The sequence below is a fragment of the Terriglobia bacterium genome (assembly GCA_020073205.1).
Lineage (GTDB): Bacteria > Acidobacteriota > Polarisedimenticolia > Polarisedimenticolales > JAIQFR01 > JAIQFR01.
Genome location: JAIQFR010000011.1, coordinates 20,315 through 39,489 on the forward strand (window position 1 = coordinate 20,315; position 19,175 = coordinate 39,489).

18 protein-coding genes and 1 pseudogene are annotated in these 19,175 nt (G+C 68.9%); 15 read left to right on the forward strand and 4 right to left on the reverse strand.

Features of this window, described 5'->3' with window-relative positions:
• Positions 1 to 19: 19 nt before the first annotated feature.
• On the forward strand, positions 20 to 2,023 hold the full coding sequence (gene dxs, locus LAO51_03855) for a 1-deoxy-D-xylulose-5-phosphate synthase (GenBank protein ID MBZ5637874.1): 2,004 nt from the start codon (positions 20 to 22) through the stop codon (positions 2,021 to 2,023).
• A gap of 47 nt (positions 2,024 to 2,070) precedes the next feature.
• Here the strand turns inward: dxs and LAO51_03860 are convergent, their stop codons facing one another.
• Both LAO51_03860 and LAO51_03865 read right to left on the reverse strand, forming a co-directional pair.
• Positions 2,071 to 2,349 (reverse strand): DUF3467 domain-containing protein, encoded by a 279-nt coding sequence (locus tag LAO51_03860; GenBank protein MBZ5637875.1) that lies wholly within the window; start codon positions 2,347 to 2,349, stop codon positions 2,071 to 2,073.
• Positions 2,350 to 2,368: 19 nt separating this feature from the next.
• Positions 2,369 to 2,710, reverse strand: coding sequence for an STAS domain-containing protein (locus tag LAO51_03865; GenBank protein ID MBZ5637876.1), 342 nt, complete (start codon positions 2,708 to 2,710; stop codon positions 2,369 to 2,371).
• A gap of 136 nt (positions 2,711 to 2,846) precedes the next feature.
• Here LAO51_03865 and LAO51_03870 point away from each other — a divergent pair, with 136 nt between their 5' ends.
• From LAO51_03870 to LAO51_03915, 10 genes and pseudogenes are all read left to right on the forward strand, one after another.
• Entirely contained in the window at positions 2,847 to 3,086 is a 240-nt protein-coding gene (locus LAO51_03870; protein MBZ5637877.1) for a Fe(2+)-trafficking protein, read from the forward strand.
• 148 nt (positions 3,087 to 3,234) lie between these two features.
• Positions 3,235 to 4,938, forward strand: a complete 1,704-nt coding sequence (acsA, locus tag LAO51_03875) for an acetate--CoA ligase (protein MBZ5637878.1) — start codon at positions 3,235 to 3,237, stop codon at positions 4,936 to 4,938.
• 36 nt (positions 4,939 to 4,974) lie between these two features.
• Positions 4,975 to 5,226, forward strand: a complete 252-nt coding sequence (locus LAO51_03880) for an acyl carrier protein (protein ID MBZ5637879.1) — start codon at positions 4,975 to 4,977, stop codon at positions 5,224 to 5,226.
• A gap of 1 nt (position 5,227) precedes the next feature.
• Positions 5,228 to 6,475: a glycine C-acetyltransferase gene (gene kbl / locus LAO51_03885; protein MBZ5637880.1), complete on the forward strand. Its 1,248-nt coding sequence runs from the start codon at positions 5,228 to 5,230 to the stop codon at positions 6,473 to 6,475.
• A gap of 32 nt (positions 6,476 to 6,507) precedes the next feature.
• The gene (locus LAO51_03890) at positions 6,508 to 7,935 is read left to right on the forward strand and encodes an aldehyde dehydrogenase family protein (protein MBZ5637881.1); all 1,428 of its coding nucleotides are present in this window, start codon (positions 6,508 to 6,510) and stop codon (positions 7,933 to 7,935) included.
• A gap of 13 nt (positions 7,936 to 7,948) precedes the next feature.
• Positions 7,949 to 9,135: pseudogene (locus tag LAO51_03895) on the forward strand (glycine C-acetyltransferase).
• Between the two features lie 177 nt (positions 9,136 to 9,312).
• Positions 9,313 to 9,636, forward strand: coding sequence for an iron-sulfur cluster insertion protein ErpA (gene erpA / locus LAO51_03900; protein ID MBZ5637882.1), 324 nt, complete (start codon positions 9,313 to 9,315; stop codon positions 9,634 to 9,636).
• Positions 9,637 to 9,724: 88 nt separating this feature from the next.
• A complete protein-coding gene (locus LAO51_03905; protein ID MBZ5637883.1) occupies positions 9,725 to 10,879 on the forward strand; it encodes a deoxyguanosinetriphosphate triphosphohydrolase in 1,155 nt (384 codons plus the stop codon).
• Between the two features lie 36 nt (positions 10,880 to 10,915).
• Entirely contained in the window at positions 10,916 to 11,944 is a 1,029-nt protein-coding gene (locus tag LAO51_03910) for a zinc-binding dehydrogenase (GenBank protein ID MBZ5637884.1), read from the forward strand.
• Positions 11,945 to 12,061: 117 nt separating this feature from the next.
• Positions 12,062 to 12,433: a response regulator gene (locus LAO51_03915; GenBank protein ID MBZ5637885.1), complete on the forward strand. Its 372-nt coding sequence runs from the start codon at positions 12,062 to 12,064 to the stop codon at positions 12,431 to 12,433.
• On the opposite strand, the gene LAO51_03920 is transcribed toward LAO51_03915, so the two are convergent.
• Both LAO51_03920 and LAO51_03925 read right to left on the reverse strand, forming a co-directional pair.
• A complete protein-coding gene (locus tag LAO51_03920; protein ID MBZ5637886.1) occupies positions 12,430 to 12,921 on the reverse strand; it encodes a hypothetical protein in 492 nt (163 codons plus the stop codon). The genes LAO51_03915 and LAO51_03920 overlap by 4 nt on opposite strands.
• Positions 12,922 to 13,066: 145 nt before the next feature.
• Positions 13,067 to 14,980: a peptidyl-prolyl cis-trans isomerase gene (locus tag LAO51_03925; GenBank protein ID MBZ5637887.1), complete on the reverse strand. Its 1,914-nt coding sequence runs from the start codon at positions 14,978 to 14,980 to the stop codon at positions 13,067 to 13,069.
• A gap of 172 nt (positions 14,981 to 15,152) precedes the next feature.
• On the opposite strand from LAO51_03925, the gene LAO51_03930 reads away from it, so the two are divergent.
• From LAO51_03930 to mreD, 4 genes are all read left to right on the forward strand, one after another.
• Positions 15,153 to 16,610, forward strand: a complete 1,458-nt coding sequence (locus LAO51_03930; GenBank protein ID MBZ5637888.1) for a hypothetical protein — start codon at positions 15,153 to 15,155, stop codon at positions 16,608 to 16,610.
• A 146-nt stretch (positions 16,611 to 16,756) separates the two neighbouring features.
• On the forward strand, positions 16,757 to 17,788 hold the full coding sequence (locus LAO51_03935; GenBank protein MBZ5637889.1) for a rod shape-determining protein: 1,032 nt from the start codon (positions 16,757 to 16,759) through the stop codon (positions 17,786 to 17,788).
• A gap of 33 nt (positions 17,789 to 17,821) precedes the next feature.
• Positions 17,822 to 18,679 carry a rod shape-determining protein MreC gene (gene mreC / locus LAO51_03940; GenBank protein ID MBZ5637890.1) on the forward strand — a complete coding sequence of 286 codons (858 nt, stop codon included), beginning with the start codon at positions 17,822 to 17,824 and terminating at the stop codon, positions 18,677 to 18,679.
• A complete protein-coding gene (gene mreD, locus LAO51_03945) occupies positions 18,676 to 19,173 on the forward strand; it encodes a rod shape-determining protein MreD (protein MBZ5637891.1) in 498 nt (165 codons plus the stop codon). Before mreC ends, mreD begins: the two co-directional genes overlap by 4 nt.
• The last annotated feature ends 2 nt before the right edge of the window (positions 19,174 to 19,175 follow it).

Below are 19,175 nucleotides of genomic sequence, written 5' to 3' on the forward strand. Positions count from 1 at the left end.
GGCGAGTGGGGTGCCGAGCATGGAAGAGGTGATCCGCGAGAAGGCTCTGCCGCCGGCGGACGCTTCCGCGGACCGGGCGTCGGATCGCGCCGGCGCGCCACCGGCCAGACCCCGCGCCGTGCTCGACCGGATCACCTCGCCGTCCGACCTCAAGGGGCTGAGCCGGGAAGAACTCGCCAGGCTGTGCGACGAGGTTCGGGACTTCGTCATCGAGGTGGTGTCGCGAAAAGGGGGGCACCTCGGGGCGAGCCTCGGAGTCGTCGAACTCACGGTGGCGCTCGAAGCTTGCCTCGATCTTCCGCGCGACCGGCTGGTGTGGGACACCGGTCACCAGGCCTACGTTCACAAGGTGCTCACCGGGCGGCGCGAGGCGCTCTGGACGATCCGCCAGTTCGGAGGGATTTCGGGCTTCTTGAAGCGGGACGAGAGCCCCTACGACGCGTTCGGCGCGGGGCACGCGTCCACGGCCATTTCCGCCGCGCTCGGCATGGCGGCCGCGCGCGATCTCGCCGGCGAGCGCCACCGCGTGGTGGCCGTCGTGGGGGACGGCGCGATGACCGGCGGGCTGGCCTACGAAGCCCTGAACAACGCGGGGCACTCGGGGAGGAATCTCCTCGTCGTGCTCAACGACAACGGGATGTCGATCTCGCCGAACGTCGGCGCGGTGGCGCAGTACCTGACCAGCATCAAGATGAGCCCGCGCCTCAAGAAGCTCCGCGACGAGGGGCTGAACCTCCTGCGCAAGCTCCCCGCCGGCGGGCAGATGCGGGGCGCGGCGGAGCGCGTCGAGGCCGCGATCAACTCGGCTCTGGCGCCCGGCGGCGTATTCCAGTCCCTGGGGTTCAACTACTTCGGGCCGGTGGACGGCCACGACCTGAACCTCCTGATGCACCTGATCCCGAAAGTCCTGGAACGGCCGGGACCGGTGCTGCTCCACGTCCTCACCCGCAAGGGCAAAGGGCTCACCGCCGCGGAGGAGGACGACGAATCGTTCCACGGGGTGACCCCTTTCGACCGGGCGACGGGCAAGACCCTGGCCGCGCCCGCGGTCCCGGGTCCGTCCTACACCGCCGTGTTCGGCAGGGCGATGATCGAGGCGGCCGACAGGTTCCCGCGCATGGTCGCCATCACGGCGGCGATGGCGTCGGGCACGGGCCTGGCCCCTTTCAAGGAGATGCACCCGCGGCGTTTCTTCGACGTGGGCATCGCCGAGGCGCACGCGGTCTGCTTCGCCGCAGGGATGGCGTGCGACGGGATTCGCCCCGTCGTCACGGTGTACTCCACCTTCCTGCAGAGAGCTTTCGACCAGGTGGTCCACGACGTCGCGCTGCAGCGGCTGCCGGTGGTGTTCGCCCTCGACCGCGGCGGTCTGGTCGGCGCCGACGGCTCCACGCATCACGGCGTGCTGGACCTCGCCTACATGAGGGCGGTTCCCGGGATGGTCCTCGCGGCGCCGCGCGACGGGAACGAGCTCCGCGACCTGCTGTGGACGGCGCTGTCGCAGGAGGACGGGCCGTTCGCGTTCCGCTTCCCGCGGGAAGCCGCGCCGCCGGGCTACGATCCGTCGAGGCCGCCCAAGATCCTACCGATCGGCTCGTGGGAGGAGCTCCACGACGGGTCGGGTATCGCCTTCCTCGCCGTGGGCGCCATGGTCGAATCCGCCCTCGAGGCGAGGCGCGGGCTGGAAGCTCGCGGCATCAGGGCTGCGGTGATCAACTGCCGCTTCGTGAAGCCCGTGGATGCCACGATGCTGCCGAGGCTCCGCCAGCGGTTCCCGCTCTTGATCACCGTGGAGGAGAACACCCTGACCGGCGGCTTCGGGGACGGCGTCCTCGAGGCCCTCGAGGGGGCGGGTCTTCCGATGGACGGGGTCGTACGGCTCGGCATCCCCGACGGCTTTACGACCCACGGCGGCCGGGCCCAGCTCCTGGACCACGTCGGTCTCTCGCCGAGGGGTCTCGAGGAGCGGGCGCTCGACGCGCTGGCCGGGGGTGGCCGGGGACCGCAGGCCGCGCCCGCCTGACGGAGCGCGGGACGACGCGATTCCACCGCTCCCGTTCCCGACCCGCCTCAGTGCTTGTACTCTCCGGGTCCCGGCGGGGGCGCCTCGTTGAGCGGGCCGAACTCCCCTTCGTAGCGCGCGAGGTTGTCCTGGAGTGCCCGGATCATCCGCTTCAGGTGCCCCGGACTCACGACGATTCGCGCGTTCACCAACCCGCCGGGGGGAAAGAGGCTGATGAAGTCCAGCACGAACTCCTCACGGGTGTGGGCCACGACCATCTGGTTCGCGTACGCCCCGCGCAGGACGTCGTCCGGGATCTTGACGGGGATCTCGCGCTCGTCCGCCACCGTGCCCTCCTGTGCGACCCTAACCGCCGAGCGCGGCCACGGCCCGCGGGACGTCCGGATAGGTCTCGAAGACCACGTCGAATCCGACCATCCTGAAGATCTCGAGGATCGAGCGGTTGAGGCCAGCCAGCACCAGCTTCCCGTCGCGGATCGCGAGCCGCTTCTGGAGCGAGAGGAGGGCGGCCATCCCCGCGGAGTCGAAGAACTCCACCCGCGCCGCGTCCAGGATCACGAGCCGGGTGTCCCCCATGGCCTCGAGCACCTTCGACTTGAACTCGTCGGCGTTCCCGAGATCCACCTCGAGCGGCTCGGCCACCGAGACCACCGCGATGGCCTCGAACTCCTGCCGGTCCACGCGCATGTCCCACCCTCCCGGCCGCGAGAATCATACATCGTTCCCGCGGCGCCCCGGGAGCGCCTTGCAATGCCATGCCGGACGCTCTAACTTAGGCGCCCCGCGCGCCGCTTGGGCGCGCCGGCGGGCTCGGGGGTGAGAGATGGAGGACATCGGCTGTTCCCGCTGCGGCGTCGCGCCTTTCACTCGTCTCGAGCGGGCCCCGCTTCCCGGCCCGGTCGGCGAGAAGGTGAGGGAGCGCGTGTGTCCGGCTTGCTGGCGCGAGTGGCTCGGCATGCAGGTCCGGGTCATCAACGAGTACCGGTTGGTGCCGGCCGAGCCGCAGCAGTACGAGTACCTGCTGGCCCAGATGAAGGCCTTCTTGAATCTCAAGGACGATTGACGCCGGGGATGGATCGCCGGTCCGGCACGACCACGCCGGCCGCGCCCGTGTCCCCCTCGCCCGCCACCCTCTGCTTCCTTTGCCGGTCGGCGCGTCTGTGCTAAGGTCTGCGCCCGGCGCGGATCGGCCTTTGACGGGGGAGACGGCCTTGAGCGAGTCCTTCGACTACGAGCGACTGAGGCGCGAGATCACGTGGGACGTCGCCCGGCGCGAGCTGGGCCTGAGCGAGGGAGCGCCGCTCAACCTCAGCCACCTCTGCGTGGATCGCAACGTGGCGCTCGGGCGCGGCGAGAAGATCGCCCTCGTCCACGAGAACCACGCGGGGGAGGTGCGTCGCTTCACCTACCGGGACGTGATGCGGCTGAGCAACGGCTGGGCCGAATTCCTGGCGCTCCAGGGGATCCGCGACCTGGACCGCGTCTGCGTCCTCCTCGAGCGGATCCCGGAGCTGTACATCTCGTTCATGGGGATCCTGAAGGTCGGCGCGGTGGTGCAGCCGCTCTTCTCCGCGTTCGGCGAGGAGGCGTTCTTCCAGCGTGCGGACGACAGCCGTGCCGTCGCGGTCGTCACGCAGCACAAGCATCTCGGGAAGGTGCGCAAGATCCGCGAGCGCCTTCCGGACCTCAAAACCGTGATCGTCGTGGACCACGACGCGGCGAGGCGGAGGCTCCACGAGGGCGAGATCGCGTTCTCGATGATGGACCACGGGATCGACGAGTTCCCGGTGTTCCGCACGTACGGGGAGAGCCCGAGCGTGCTCCACTACACCAGCGGCACCACCGGGAAGCCCAAGGGCGCGCTCCACGTCCACTCCAGCATCCTGGCGCAGTATCTGACCTCGAAGACGGTGCTCGACCTCAAGGACGACGACGTCTACTGGTGCACCGCCGACCCGGGATGGGTCACCGGGACGAGCTACGGGATCATCGGCCCGTGGTCGCTCGGCGTGACGCAGGTGGTGCTCGACGCCGGATTCTCGAGCGATCGCTGGTACGAGACGATGGAGAAGCACCGGGTGACCGTCTGGTACACGGCCCCCACCGCCATTCGGATGCTGATGAAGGACGGCGTCGAGCCGGTCAAGCGCCGGGACCTGTCGTCGCTCCGCCACATGTGCAGCGTCGGCGAGCCGCTCAACCCCGAGGGGGTCCACTGGGGGCGCGCCGCGTTCGGCCTGGACTTCCACGACACGTTCTGGCAGACCGAGACCGGCGCGATCGTGGTCACGAACCTACCCGGCATGCCGGTCAAGCCCGGAAGCATGGGGAGGCCCTTCCCGGCGCTGGTCGCGGCGGTGGTGGACCCCGCGACCGGGGAGGAGATCGAGGCGCCGGGACGCGTGGGAATGATCGCGGTCCGTCCCCCCTGGCCCAGCATGATGCGGACTTACTGGAACAACACCGCGACCTACCTGAGGAAGTTCGTGAACGGATGGTACATCTGCGGCGATCGCGCGAGCCTGGACGCCGACGGGTACTTCTGGTTCTCCGGCCGCGACGACGACGTGATCAACACCGGCGGGCACCTGGTCGGACCGTTCGAGATCGAGAGCGCCCTCTTGGAACACCCCGCGGTGGCGGAGTCGGCGGCGATCGGCAAACCCGATCCCATCAACATGGAGGTGGTCAAGGCCTTCGTCGCGCTCCGCCCGGGTTTCGAGCCGGGGTCCGACCTGGAACTCGACATCATGAACTTCATCCGCAAGCGGCTGTCCCCCCTCGCCATGCCCCAGGAGATCGAGTTCCTGGACCGGCTTCCGAAGACTCGCAGCGGGAAGATCATGCGGCGGATGCTGAAGGCGAAGGAGATGGGGCAGGACGTGGGGGACACCAGCACGCTGGACGATGACTGACGGAGGCCGCCCCGGCGCCCCGATAGGAGACGACCCATGAAGGACACGATCCTGGACTACATCCGGAAGGAGTACCTCGACGAGGAGGACGCCGAGGACCTTGAGCTCGACGAGGAGACGCCGCTGATCTCGAGCGGCATCGTCGACAGCTTCAGCATGGTCAGCCTCAAGCGATTCCTCGAGAGGAAATACGCGATCAGCATCCCGGACGACCAGGCGACCCCCGAAGCGTTCGACACCGTGAGCCGGATCATGGAGCTGGTCCGCCGCATCCGAAAGGACGCCTGACATGGCCTACCCGGACGCGGTGCAGCAGGCCTTCAGGACGGAGCTTCAGTCCATCCGCGGGCAGGGTCTCTTCAAGGAAGAGCGGTACATCCACTCGCCGCAGTCGTCCGGCATCCTGGTGGAATTCCCGGCGGGCGCCGAGCCGAAAAGGGTCGTGAACCTCTGCTCCAACAACTACCTGGGGTTGTCGAGCCATCCGGAAGTGATCGCGGCGGCGCACCGCGGCCTCGAGGAGAGGGGCTACGGGATGTCCAGCGTCCGGTTCATCTGCGGGACGCAGGACGTGCACCGGGAGCTGGAGGGCGCGATCACGCGGTTCCTGGGAACCGAGGACACCATCCTGTTCCCCAGCTGCATGGACGCCAACGCCGGCGTGTTCGAGGCGATCCTCGGGCCCGACGACGTGATGATCTCGGACCGGCTGGTGCACGCCAGCATCATCGACGGCATCCGTCTCTGCAAGGCGATGCACGACACGTACAAGCACGCCGACCTGGCCCACCTGGAGCAGAAGCTCGAGGAGCACCGGGACCGGCGGGTCCGTTTGATCATCACCGACGGGGTGTTCTCAATGGACGGCGACCTCGCGCCGCTCGACCGGATCGTGGCCCTGGCGGAGAAGCACGATGCCATGGTCTTCGTGGACGACAGCCACGCCAGCGGGTTCATCGGGAGGACCGGCCGGGGGACCCACGAGCACTTCGGCGTGGTCGGGAAGATCGACATCATCACCACCACCCTGGGCAAGGGGCTCGGCGGGGCCAGCGGCGGCTGCGTCTCGGGACGGAAGGAGATCGTCGAGCTCTGCCGGCAGCGGGCCCGCCCCTACCTCTTCAGCAACGCCGTGCCCCCTCCGATCGCGTTCGCCGCTCTCAAGGTGCTGGAGATTCTGAGCTCCACCCCGGAGCGCCGGGACAAGCTCGAGGCCAACACGACGTTCTGGCGACGGGGACTCAAGGAGACCGGCTTCGTGATCAAGGACGGCGAGAGCCCGATCGTTCCGATCATGCTGTTCAACGCGAAGCTGAGCCAGGACGTCTCGCGCGACCTGTTCCGGGAGGGGGTGTACGCCGTCGGCTTCTTCTTCCCGGTGGTTCCCGCCGGCCAGGCGCGCATCCGGACCCAGCTCTCGGCGGACCACGATCTCCCGATGCTCGAGGGGGCGCTCGAGGCGTTCAGGAAGGTCGGTGAGAAGCACGGGATTCTCGGCTTGGACAAGAAGGGGATCATCGCGAAGTACGGGAGCTGACCGCCGACGAGGCGGACGCGCGAGTGGCTCCGATGGGCGACGTTGAAGCTTACGCCGACGCGGTCGTGGGGCGCTCCCGCGACGCGGCCGAGTCGTTCCGCCGGCTCGATCAGGAAGGCACCGATCGGATCGTGGAGGCGGTATTCCGCGCCGCGTTCGACGCGCGGATCGAGTTGGCACGGCTCGCGGTCGAGGAGACCAGGATCGGCGTCTTCGAGCACAAGGTCATCAAGAACGCGTGGGCGAGCCTTCGGGTCTACGAGGACATCAGGTCGCGACGGACCGTGGGGATGCTCTCGCACGACTCGGAGCGGGGGATCGCCGAGATCGCCCAGCCCATCGGCCCCGTGCTGGCGCTGACCCCCGTCACCAATCCGACCTCGACGGTGATCTTCAAGGCGCTGATCTGCCTCAAGACCCGGAACCCGGTGATCTTCAGCTTCCATCGCGGCGCGCGGAGGTGCTGCCGCGAGACGGCGCGGATCCTCGCGAGAGCCGCCGAGGCGGCGGGGGCCCCGGCCCACTCGATCCAATGGATCGAGCCCTTTCGGAACGAGATCGTTGACGCGGTGATGCGCCATCGCAAGCTGGCCCTGATCCTCGCGACCGCGACGGTCCCCCTGGTGCGCAAGGCCCAGCAGTCCGGGACCCCCACACTCGGCGTGGGCCCCGGCAACGTCCCGGTGTACGTCCACCACTCCGCGGACCTCGCCTTCGCCGCGCGAATGATCGTGCACTCGAAGACGTTCGACAACGGTACCGTCTGCGCCAGCGAGCAGGCGCTCGTGGCGGAGCCGGGGGTCGGCGCCGCGATCCGCCCGCTCATGGAGAAGCAGGGGGCTTACTTCTGCACGAGGGAGCAGTCGCTGGCGCTGGGGCCCGTTTGCTTCGACACGGCGAACGAGACCATGCGTGCCGACGTGGTCGGGCGCCCCGCCAGCGTCATCGCGGGACGGGCTGGGTTCCCGGTCCCGCACGGGACGCGCCTCCTCGTGGCGGAGCAGGACGGCGTAGGACCGGGGCACCCGCTCTCCTACGAGATCCTGGCCCCGGTGCTGGCGCTCTTCAGGGCCATGGATTACCCGGCCGCGATCGAGACCTGCCGTGCGGTGACCCGGCTGGGTGGGGTCGGCCATACCGTGGGGGTGCACTGCAACGACGAGAGGGTGATCGCCGATTTCGCGGACATGGACGCGGCGAGGATTCTCGTGAACACCCCGACCACCGAAGGGGCGCTCGGCGGAATCTTCAACCATCCCCCGCCGTCCCTCACCCTCGCGTGCGGTACGGGTGCGGGCAACTTCACGACGGACAACATCACCATCGACCACCTGACGAACATCCACCGCGTGGCACGGATGCGTCCGAACTTCAATTGGCTGGACATCCAGCGGCGGACGTGGCTCGACGAGAAGGTGGATGCCGACGCGATCCGCGTGCTGTACCATCGCAATTTCTGAGCCGGGGCGACGGATGGAGAGCGGCTTCACGGAGCGGATCCGCGGGCAGGTCGAGCAGCTTCGCCGCGACGGCGTCCTGAAACGCCTCAACGTGCTCGAGGGCCCCCAGGGGGCTCGCGTGAGCATGGAGGGACGGGGCGAGGTCCTCGTGCTCTCCTCGAACAACTACCTCGGCCTCGCCGCGGAGCCCGAGGTCGTCCTCGCCGGCAAGGAAGCTCTCGATCGCTGGGGGCCGGAACCGCCTCGGTGCGGTTCATCTGCGGGACGTTCGGGATCCACGTCGAGCTCGAGCGGGCCCTGGCGCGGTTCGTCGGGGCCGAGGCTGCGCTCACCTACGTGTCCTGCTGGACAGCGAACGAGGGGCTGATGCCCACGCTCCTCGACGAGAGCGACGTGGTCATCAGCGACGCGCTGAACCACGCCAGCATCATCGACAGCGTCCGTCTCTGCCGCGCGGCCCGCCGGGTCTACCCGCACTCCGACATGGACGGTCTGCGCTCGGTCCTCGAGGCGTGCGCCTCGGCCCGCGTCCTCATGATCGTCACCGACGGAGTGTTCAGCATGGACGGCGACGTCGCGAGGCTCCCCGACATCGTGGATCTGGCGAGGCGCCACGGCGCGGTCGTGGTCGTCGACGACTCCCATGGCACGGGGGTCCTGGGCGCGTCGGGGCGGGGGACCGCCGAGCACTACGGGATGGTGGGCGAGGTGGACATCGTGACCTCCACGCTGGGGAAGGCCCTCGGCGGGGCCGCAGGCGGCTTCACCGCGGCCGCCCGGCCCGTGGTGGAGTACCTGGTCCAGCGCGCGCGGCCGCAGCTGTTCTCGAACGCGCTGCCCCCCGCGGTCGCCGGCGGCGCCCTCGCAGCGCTGCGCCACATCGAAGCGCATCCGGACGTGGTGGAGCGGCTCCGCGAGAACACGCGCTACTTCCGGGAGGGCCTCCTCGAGGTCGGGTTCCGGCCGATGCCCGGCGAGACCCCGATCGTACCGATCCTCGTCGGCGATACCGCCAAGGCGATCCGGTGCAGCGAAAGGCTGCTCGACGAGGGGGTGTTCGTGACCGGTTTCGGCTACCCGGTGGTTCCGCACGGAAAGGCGCGCCTGAGGTGCCAGCTCTCCGCGGCCCACACGAGAGAGGATCTGGACCAGGCCCTCGGCGCGTTTAGCAAGGTCGGCACGGAGCTCGAGCTCATCTGATCCCGGGCGCCCCGACACGATCGGCAATCGAAATGCCCCGGAACCCGGCACAAGTCAAGCGTCCGGGCCTCCGGGTTTTGACACGCCGGCCGCGGTGGCTTAACGTGATGAGGCGGGCCAAGGCGGCTCGAACAAGGCGATGGCCCCACCGGCACACGCCGCGAGGGAGGGAAGACGATGATCCAGGTGACGACGGCCGCGGTCAGCAAGGTGAAGGCACTGCTGGCGGCGGAGAATCGCGAAGGCTTCGGGCTCCGGGTGGCCGTCCAGGGGGGCGGATGCTCCGGGTTCCAGTACCGTCTGACCTTCGAAAACACCGAGAACGCCAACGACCAGATCCTGGAGGTGAACGGATTGAAGGTGTTCGTGGACGCGACGTCGGGGATGTACCTCGACGGGGCGAACATCGATTACGTGGACAGCCTCGAGGGTTCCGGGTTCAAGATCGACAACCCCAACGCCACCGCGACGTGCGGCTGCGGCCACAGCTTCCAGGGATGATCCTGCCGATCGGCGCCGGAGCCGCCGGCTCTCCCCGGCGGCCCGGCGCGTTGACGCCGCCGGAGCGTCTCCGCTAACCTTCCCCCGCATGCCGGACTTCCCCATCGCGCCGGAGTCGCTCCTCTCGCCGGTCGCCCAGCGATCGTCCGCCTCCCGCGGGCGCCGCTTCAAGGAAGACGAGCCGCCGTATCGGTCCGCGTACCAGCGCGACCGGGACCGGATCATCCACAGCCGGGCCTTCAGACGGCTCGAGTACAAGACCCAAGTCTTCGTGAACCACGAGGGGGATCACTACCGGACCCGGTTGACCCACAGCATCGAGGTGAGCCAGATCGGCCGCACCGTCGCGCGCGCTCTAGGGCTCAACGAGGACCTGGTGGAGTCTCTCGCTCTCTCCCACGACCTGGGCCACACCCCGTTCGGACACCTCGGCGAGGACGTGCTCGGGGAGCGCCTGCGCGGGCACGGCGGATTCAACCACAACCGACAGACGCTCCGGATCGTCGAGCACCTCGAGGAGCGCTACCCCGACTTTCCCGGACTCAACCTCACCTTCGAGGTCCGCGAGGGGATCGCCAAGCACTCCGGGCCGATCGACCTCGAGGCGGCACCGGAATTCGCGGATTACGATCCGGGGCTGATGCCGCCCCTCGAGGCCCAGCTCATCGACCCCGTGGACGAGATCGCGTACAACCACCACGACATCGACGACGGCTTGGAGTCGGGCATTCTGGACATGGAAGCGCTGGCATCCGCGGTTCCGATCTTCGGCGAGCCGCTCAGGGTGGCTCTCGGACGCCACCGGGCGTCCGACCTCAGGCAGTTCCGGAACGAGGCGCTCCGGGGGCTCATCAACGAGCTGGTCACCGATCTGATCACGACCGCGGAGCGCAACGTCAGGGAGGCGGGGATCGTCTCCATCGAGGAGGTCCGCGGCGCTCCACGACCCCTGGTGGGTCTCTCCGCCGCCGTTGGCGAGCGCAACCGCACGCTCAAGGCCTACCTCCACGAGCACCTCTACCGCCATCACAGGATCGAGCGTATGAAGGACAAGGCCCGGAGGGTGCTCGAGGCGCTGTTCGACCGCTATCATGCGAATCCGAGGCTCCTGCCCGACGACACGAGGCGCCGGATCGTGGTGGACGGCGTCGAGCGGACCATCGCGGACTACATCGCGGGGATGACCGATCGGTACGCGACCGAGGAGTACCAGAGGCTGTTCGATCCGACGGTGCGGGTCTGAGGGAGGCGCGGGGAGCCGCCCTCGAGGGAGACGCGGATGCGGGCGGTCTTGATCCGGGAGCACGGCGGGCTGGATGTCCTCCGCGTCGAGGAGAGGGATGTCCCCGTGCCGGGTCCCGGCGAGGCGCGGGTGCGCGTCTGCGCCGTCGGGCTCAACCACCTCGACCTGTGGGTCAGGAAGGGAGTGCCGGGTCACACGTTCCCCCTGCCCCTGGTGCCGGGATCGGACGTGGCCGGGATCGTCGATGCTTTGGGGGTGGGCGCGCGCGGGGTGCGCGAAGGCGATCCCGTCGTGGTGGGCCCCGGAATCTCGTGCGGGATCTGTCCGGCGTGCCGGTCGGGGCGCGACCCCCTGTGCGCCGATTACGCGATCCTCGGCGAATCGCGGGACGGCGGCTGCGCGGACTTCCTCGTGGTCCCCGCATTGAACCTCTTCCCGAAGCCGCCGTCCCTGGATTTTCCCGCCGCGGCGGCGGTTCCGCTCGCATTCCTTACCGCGTGGCACATGCTGGTCGACCGCGCCGCGGTGCGGCCCGGCGAGCGGGTGCTCGTCCATGCCGCGGGGTCCGGTGTGTCCTCCGCGGCGATCCAGATCGCACGCCTGCTCGGCGCGCGCGTCCTGGCGACCGCGGGGTCGGACGAGAAGTGCGCCCGCGCCGTCGAGCTGGGTGCGGCGGTGGCGGTGAACTACCGCGCCGCGGATTTCTCGCGCGCGGCGAAGGAGTGGTCGGAAGGCCGGGGCGTGGACGTGGCCCTGGACCATGTGGGGGCGGAGACGTTCGAGCGGACGCTCCGATGCCTCGCGAAAGGCGGGCGCTACGTCACCTGCGGCGCCACCTCGGGATTCGAGATGAAGACCGACTTCCGGCGGGTGTTCTTCCGGAGCCTCTCGATCCTCGGCTCGACGATGGGTGCGGGTCACGAGCTCGCGCGGGTGCTCGATCACGTCGCGGCCGGCGATCTCCGGCCGGTGGTGGATCGGGTGTTCCCGCTCGAGCAGGTGGCCGCGGCGCACCGCCACCTCGAGAGCCGCGAGGGCTTCGGAAAGACCGTGCTGGTCGGGTGACGGGGACGCCGCGCCGCCGCCGCGGCGGCTTTTCGATCCCGTGCATCTGGGGTAAGCTAGCGCGCCGCGTCACGAGCCGCACGTGCCGGGCGGGCGAGCGAGGCGGCGGGTGGGACGTTGAGCAAGCGCATCCTGGTCGTGGACGACGAAGCGGAGATCGTCGAGCTCCTTCGGGACATTCTCACGTCGGAGGGGTTCGAGGTCGACGCGGCGTTCGACGCCGAGTCCGCCCTCGAGTTCATCAAAGCCAACATCTACGATGCCGCCATGCTCGACTTCAACCTGCCGGACATGGACGGCGTGATGCTGCACCACCGGATACGGCAGATGGACGAGGATCTGGCCCGGCATTGCATCTTCATGTCGGGGCTGGTGCAGTCCGACGACAACCTGGGCTACTACACGTCGTACAGCGGCGGGTTCCTGTCGAAACCGTTCGACATCCGGGACGTCCTGGGCGCGATCCGCGGCCTGATCGAGTCCGCCTAGCGGCTCGCCGCGCCGTTCTTTTGCCGGTCGTGACCCGCGTACGTCAGCCGGCCCAGGACCACGTTGACCGGGTTGTTCCGCGCGAGGAACAGCAGGGGAGGCCGGCGTCTCGTTCCCATGCGCCGGAGCTCGCGGACGATCCCCGGGTGGCCGGGCTGGATGTCCAACCCCTTCTGGAACGCGGCGTACGCCTCGGCCCGCTCGTCGGCCTTCACCAGGAGGCGTCCCAGGTTCCAGGACAGGTCGGCGTTGAAGAACTCCAGCTCCAGGGCGTCACGGCAGTACCGAATTCCCTCGGCCAGGCGCTTCGTCTCGAGCCCTAGGCAGAAGCCGTAGAAGGACAGATAGCGCGCCTGAGGCCGCTCGACTCCCTGGCGCCGCTCGATCAGGAGCGCGGCCTCGAGAAAGGCCAGCGCCTCGATTCCACGCCCCCTCTGCAGCGACTCGATCCCGTTGCGGAAGCTCTCCTCGGCGGGACGGACCAGCATACCGAGCCCTCACCCCCCGTACGACGAGGTGAATATCGGGCTCGCGCGCTTGGCCCGCCACGCCGATTTCCGTGGCCCCAATGACGGGATCGTGATCCCCGACGATCGAGGTCGCGGCGGCGGGGTCGGCCGGTCGGGCGCTCCGTCAAGCCTTCAGGCCGTTCACCAGCTCGTTGTTGATCTCGACCTTGTGCTTCTGCCTCACCCCCTCCAGGATCGACTGGAGCACCGCCGAGCGCCGCTGGGAAAGGAGCTCGGAGCGGAGATCGGGCTTCGACGTCTCGAAGGCCGCGGGATCGAAGGTGTCGCGCTTGGTCACCGAGTAGATCACCGCGCCGGCCGGCGCGGACACGACGCCGCGGTCTCCGACCTTGGTTCCGGGCGAGAACAACGCACGGTCGAGATCCGGCACGCGACCGGCGCCGGGAAGGCTGTGGCCGGGCGCGAGATCGGCGGCGTTTCGGACCTGCTGCCCGAGGGCCTTGGCCATGGAGGCGAGGTCCTTCTGGCTCGCGAACGCCTTCCGCGCCTCGGCCAGCGCGGCGTCCCGCTCGCGCGCGTTGAGCAGCTCCGTGCGAACGCGGTCCTGGATCTCCTGGAGCGGCGGCACGGCGGGCGGGACCGTGGCAATCGACGCCACGATCGCCATGCCCTTGGCGACCCCGACGGGCTGGCCCACGCTTCCGGCGGCGAGCGCGTAGACCGCGTCCGCGAACTCCGGGGAGGGCCCGAGGTCCCGCGGCATCTCCTCCCGGGTGAAGGCCGCTTCCTGGACCGTCAGACCTTCCTTCCTGGCGACCGCGTCCAGGTCCTTCGCTGCGGAGATCTCGGCGCGGATCCTCTGAGCTTCCGACTGGACGAGCTGCTGGGCCTTCTGGAACTCGATCTGGCGACGGATCCCGTCGCGAAGCGCATCGAGCGGAGCCACGCCGGCAGGCCGCGAGTCGGTCACCCGGAGCACGTGAAAACCGAAATCCGTCTCGACCACCGGGGCCAGCTCTCCCACGGGCGTGTCGAACGCCGCCTTGTCGAACGGACCGACCATCTGGCCACGACCGAAGAACCCGAGGTCGCCGCCCTTCTCCGCCGAGGCCTTGTCCTGGGAAAGCGTGCGCGCCAGGGTGGCGAAGTCCTCTCCCCTCTTCAGCCGGGCCAGCGCGTCCTCGGCCTGCTTCCGCGCCTGCTCCTTCGCCTCCGGGGCGGCGTCCTTGTCCACCCGGAACAGGATGTGGCTCGCGCGACGCTGCTCGGGCCGGTCGTACTGGGCCCTGTTCGCCTCGTAGAAGCTCTTCACGTCGTCGTCGGTGACCTTGACCTTCGGCAGCTGAGCCTGGCGCTCCACCACCGCGTAGCGGATGCGCCGCCCCTCGCCTCGCCGGTAGCCATCCTTGTGGGCGTCGTACCAGGCCTTCACCTCGGCGTCCGAGACCTTCGTCGAAAGCTGCTGCTTCACGCTGGGAACCACCACGTAGTCGATCGCCGCCTTGTCGCTCCGGCTCCGGTAGAGGTCCCGGACCTCCACGTCGGAAACCTCGACCGGCTCGGTCACGAGGCCTCGCCACTTGGCGATGCTGATCTCGTCGGCGACCTTCCGCTCGTAAGCCGCAACGCCCCCCGGCCACATCCGCTCCATCACCGCGGCATACTTGTCCCGTCCGACGAAGCGGCCGTTTGCGTCGTGGAACTGCGGATCCGCCAGGATCTGGCGCGAGATCTCCGAGGGAGAGGCCGCGAGCCCGAGCTTCCGCGCCTCCGCCAGGATCAGCTGCTCGTCGACGAGTTGCTGGATCACCTGGCGCCCGAGCTGGAGCTGGGGCTTGAGCTGGTCGTATTGCGCGCCCAGCACCTTCCGGTAGTACTCGTCCATCCGGCGCGCGACCTCGAGGAACTCCCGGGTGGAGATCGTCTGGCCGTCCACCTTCGCCGCCCAGTCCGCGTCCGCACCGCCGCGGCGCGAGCTGCCGGTGAAGTACACCCCGAGGTAGAGCACCATGGACACTGCGACGATCCACAGGACCCACTTGAGGTGCTTGAGGTTCTCCCGCATGACATTGAGCATCTGTCCCTCTCCCTTGCCGTCGGCCCGAAACCGACGAAGTCTAGCGCAGGCATGAAGATGCGGCAAGGTCAGGGCGGTCGAAGGTTCGATTTTCAGGTGGCCTCGGCACCTTCCGCGTGTTAGATTCCGCCCCGTACAACGCCGGTGGCGGTCCGGAGGCTGGTCGGCCTGAATGACCCTACAACGCCAGAAGTCGAAGGTCGTCCTCGACTGGTTCAACGTCACCTATCGGAGCCTGGGGTTGGCGGCTGCCGTCGTGACGGCGCTCGCCGCGGTCGCCCTGGCGGCTTACTGGTTCTACTTCGCCGGGGCCGGCCCGAAGGCCGAGGCCGAAGAGGCGATCGGCCGCGCCGCATCGAGGCTTTCCGAGGCGTCCACGTACCGGGGAGACGAGCGGCTCGACGAGGTGAGGGCGAGCGCCCGCGCAGCGCTGGACGAAGCGCGCACCGAGTTCGACGGCAAGCGCTGGGACACCTCCCGTGTGGCCGCGATCCGGTCCGAGAACCTGTCGCAGAAGGCCATCGACATGGCCAGGGGGCAGGGGCTCGTGTCGCAGGAGGTGCGGTTCTACCGGATCGAGGGGGACGTTCGCGTGAAGCGGGCGGGAGAGTTCGCCTGGGAGTCGGCTGACCGGAAGATGGTGCTGCACCTGGGCGACCAGGTCAAGACGGCGGCCTCGGCGTCGGTGCAGCTCATCTATTTCGACGGCACGCTGACGACGATCCAGGCCGGCTCCCTCCTCGAGATCCGCGATCTGTCCGAAGATCCGGCCACCAAGGTCCGAAAGGTGACGGAGAAATTGAATTGGGGCGAGGCGACCGCCTCGACCCAGAGGAGGAACGTCGAGGGGTCATTCCACGAGGTGGCGACCGAGGCGGCGTCCGCGAGGACCGGGGACGCCGGCGAGTTCCGGATCGCCTACGACAAGGACTCGAAGAAGGCGACGTTCGACGCGTTCTCCGGCCGCGTCGAGGTGGCGGGGCCGGCCCGTCGCGAGATGCTCGACCCCGGCGAGCGGGTCCAGGCTTCGGTGGGGGGCGGGCTGTCGGCCAAGGACGTGCTTCCCGGCGTCCCGCGGCTCATCGCGCCGTCGGACCAGCGGGTCTTCGCTTACGACGATCCGGCCAAGGCAACGACCACGCTGAGCTGGGAGAAGATCCCGGGGGCCCCGAGATACCATCTCATGATCTCCGACAAGGTGCTCTTCACCCAGAAGCTGTACGACGCCGAGCGCGACGAAACATCCGTCGTGATCGACGGGGTGGCCTCGGGCTCCTACTACTGGAAGGTGGCGGCGGTATCCGCTTCGGGCGTCCGCGGGCCGTTCAGCGAGCCGCGGCACTTCCGGGTGACGAGCGAGAGGATCCGCGACCGGGAGGACACGACACCGCCCAAGCTCGAGATCACGGATTTCGTCCAGACCGGCCCGATGCTGATCATCAACGGGAAGACCGAGCCCGGCGCCTTGCTCTGGATCGACAGCGAGAAGGTGGACGTGTACGAGGACGGCTCGTTCTACGCCGTAATCCGTCTCCGGAAGGAGGGCGTCAACGAGCTCCATTTCGTGGCGCAGGATGCCGCCGGGAACGAGGCGCGGCTGACCCATCGGGCCTACGTGGAGTCGTATTGACGCGGGCGATCCGCGGGTTGCCGGACGTCGCGCCGTCGCGCTAGGATTCGCGTTTCGAAACCGATGGCCGCCGAAGGTTTCCGGGCGCCCGCCGGATCCGCCGGAGGCTGGGGCTGGCCGGGCGCACCGGACAGCGCGAGGCGAGCATGGCGTGGAGCCCCAAGTCCGTTCTGTCGGTCTTCTCCAACGACCTGGCGATCGATCTCGGGACGGCCAACTCCCTCGTGTACAGCAAGGGACGGGGGATCGTGGTGAGCGAGCCCTCCATCGTCGCCGTGAACCAGAAGACCGGCAAGGTCGAGGCGGTCGGTCGCGAGGCGAAGGAGATGTTGGGCCGCACGCCGGGGAACATCATCGCCATCCGACCGATGAAGGACGGCGTGATCGCCGACTTCGAGCACACCGAGAAGATGCTCGACTACTTCATCAAGAAGGCGCACAACCGCTCGATCGGCGTGCGGCCGCGAATCGTGATCGGCGTGCCGAGCGAGATCACCCAGGTCGAAAAGCGCGCGGTGCGCGACTCCGCCATGAAGGCGAAGGCGACGGAGGTCTACCTCGTCGAGCAGGCGATGATGGCGGCCATCGGCGCCGGACTCCCGATCACCGAGCCGACGGGGAACATGGTGGTGGACATCGGCGGGGGGACCACGGACGTGGCGGTGATCTCCATGGCGGGGATCGTCTACTCGAGGTCCGTCCGGGTGGCCGGCAACGAGATGGACGAGGCGATCATCCAGTACATCAAGCGCAAGTACAACCTCCTCATCGGCGAGAGAACGGCGGAGGAGGTGAAGATCAAGCTCGGCTCGGCGTTTCCCCTGGACGAGGAGCTCACGCTGGAGATCAAGGGGCGCGATCTCGTGGAAGGGGTGCCGAAGACCATCGTGGTCTCCGACGAGGAGATCCGCGAATCGTTGGCCGAGACCGTCGCCACCATCATCGAGGCGGTTCGGGTGGCGCTCGAACAGACGCCGCCGGAGCTCTCCGCGGACATCGTCGACCGCGGGATCGTCATCACCGGCGGCGGCGCGATGCTGAGGAATCTCGACAAGCGTCTCCGGGAGGAGACCGGACTCCCCGTGTCCGTTGCGGACGATCCCCTCACCTCGGTGGTCATGGGCACGGGCAAGATGCTCACCGACTTCAATCTGCTCCGAAGGGTCGCCCTGGACTGAGCCGCCGGGCCGTCCGCGGGGACGAGGAGTGACATGCCCGGTCCGGCGCGTGCCCGGACGAACCTGCTGCTGCTCGCGGCGCTCCTCTTCGTCCAGCTCCTCCTGATGTCCGGGAGCGCGAGGAACGACGCGGGAACCAGCGTGCTCGAGAACGGGCTGGCCCGCGTGAGCCGACCGGTGGTCGGGGCGACCCGGGTGCTCTCCTCGGGGTTCGCCGGGTTCTTCGGATTCTGGAGGGAGGTCCGCACGGCGAGGGGTGAGAACGTCCGCCTCAAGGCGGAGCTCGGGCGCGTGCGCGCCGAGCTCGAGCGCTCCAGGGAGCAGTCGCTGGAGAATCAGCGGCTGAGGCGCCTTCTCGGAATGCGGGAGGACCTGGCTCCAAGGTCGGTGGCCGCCTCGGTGGTGACGACGCACATGACCTCCCAGACCCGGATGGTAGTGCTGGACCGGGGGGCCGAAGCGGGGGTCAAGGCCGACCAGGCGGTGGTCGCGTGGGGAGGGGCGGTGGGGCGCGTCGTCTTCGCGGGCGGGGAGTTCGCCAAGGTCCGGCTCCTCACCGACCCCAACAGCGGGGTCGCGGGCCTCGTGCAGAGGAGCCGGGCGGCGGGGATGGTCCTGGGGCGGGGCGACGGGTCTCTCGAGATGCTCTACGTTCCGAAGTACGCCGACGTGGTGATCGGAGACCGTATCGTGACTTCCGGGCTCGACGGGGTGTTCCCCCGGGGTTTCGGCGTGGGACGGGTGACCCTCGTGGCGGACGTGGCCGGAACGACCAAGGCGATCCGCCTCGAGCCCGAGGTGGAATTCGGATCGCTCGAGGAGGTGCTCGTGCTCCTGCAGCCGGCGGGAGGCTCCGTTCTGGCGCCGCCCGACGGGGAGGGGGCGCGTTGACGCTGATCCGCGCCGTATCGGCGCTCGCCCTCGCCCTCGCCGTCGAGATCGCGATCGGTCGGTGGGCTCCTTCGATCCGCGCTTACGTGGACGTCATGATGGTTCCGGTCGCCTGGTACGGCATCGTGCGCTCTCAGCGTGCCGCGATGTTCGCAGGATGCATGGCGGGACTCCTCCAGGACGCCTGGTTCGAAACCGGGGCGTTCGGTATCAACGGGTTCGTGAAGACCCTGCTCGGCTGGGCCCTCGGCGGGCTGGGGGGGAGGTTCGACCTCAACCAGGCGGCGGCTCGGATGGTGGCGGGGGCCGTGCTCTCGGTGGCCGGCCGCATCCTCGAAGTCGGCCTCCTCAAGCTCCTGGACCGGGCCGCGGGCCCTCTCGTCCCGCTGGAGCTTCTGGTCCGGGCCGTGGCCGGCGGGTTGCTCGTCGTCCTCGTCTTTGCCATCTTGGATCGTGTGAGGGGCAAGGAGGCAGTCCGGCGCAGGACCGGCTGAGC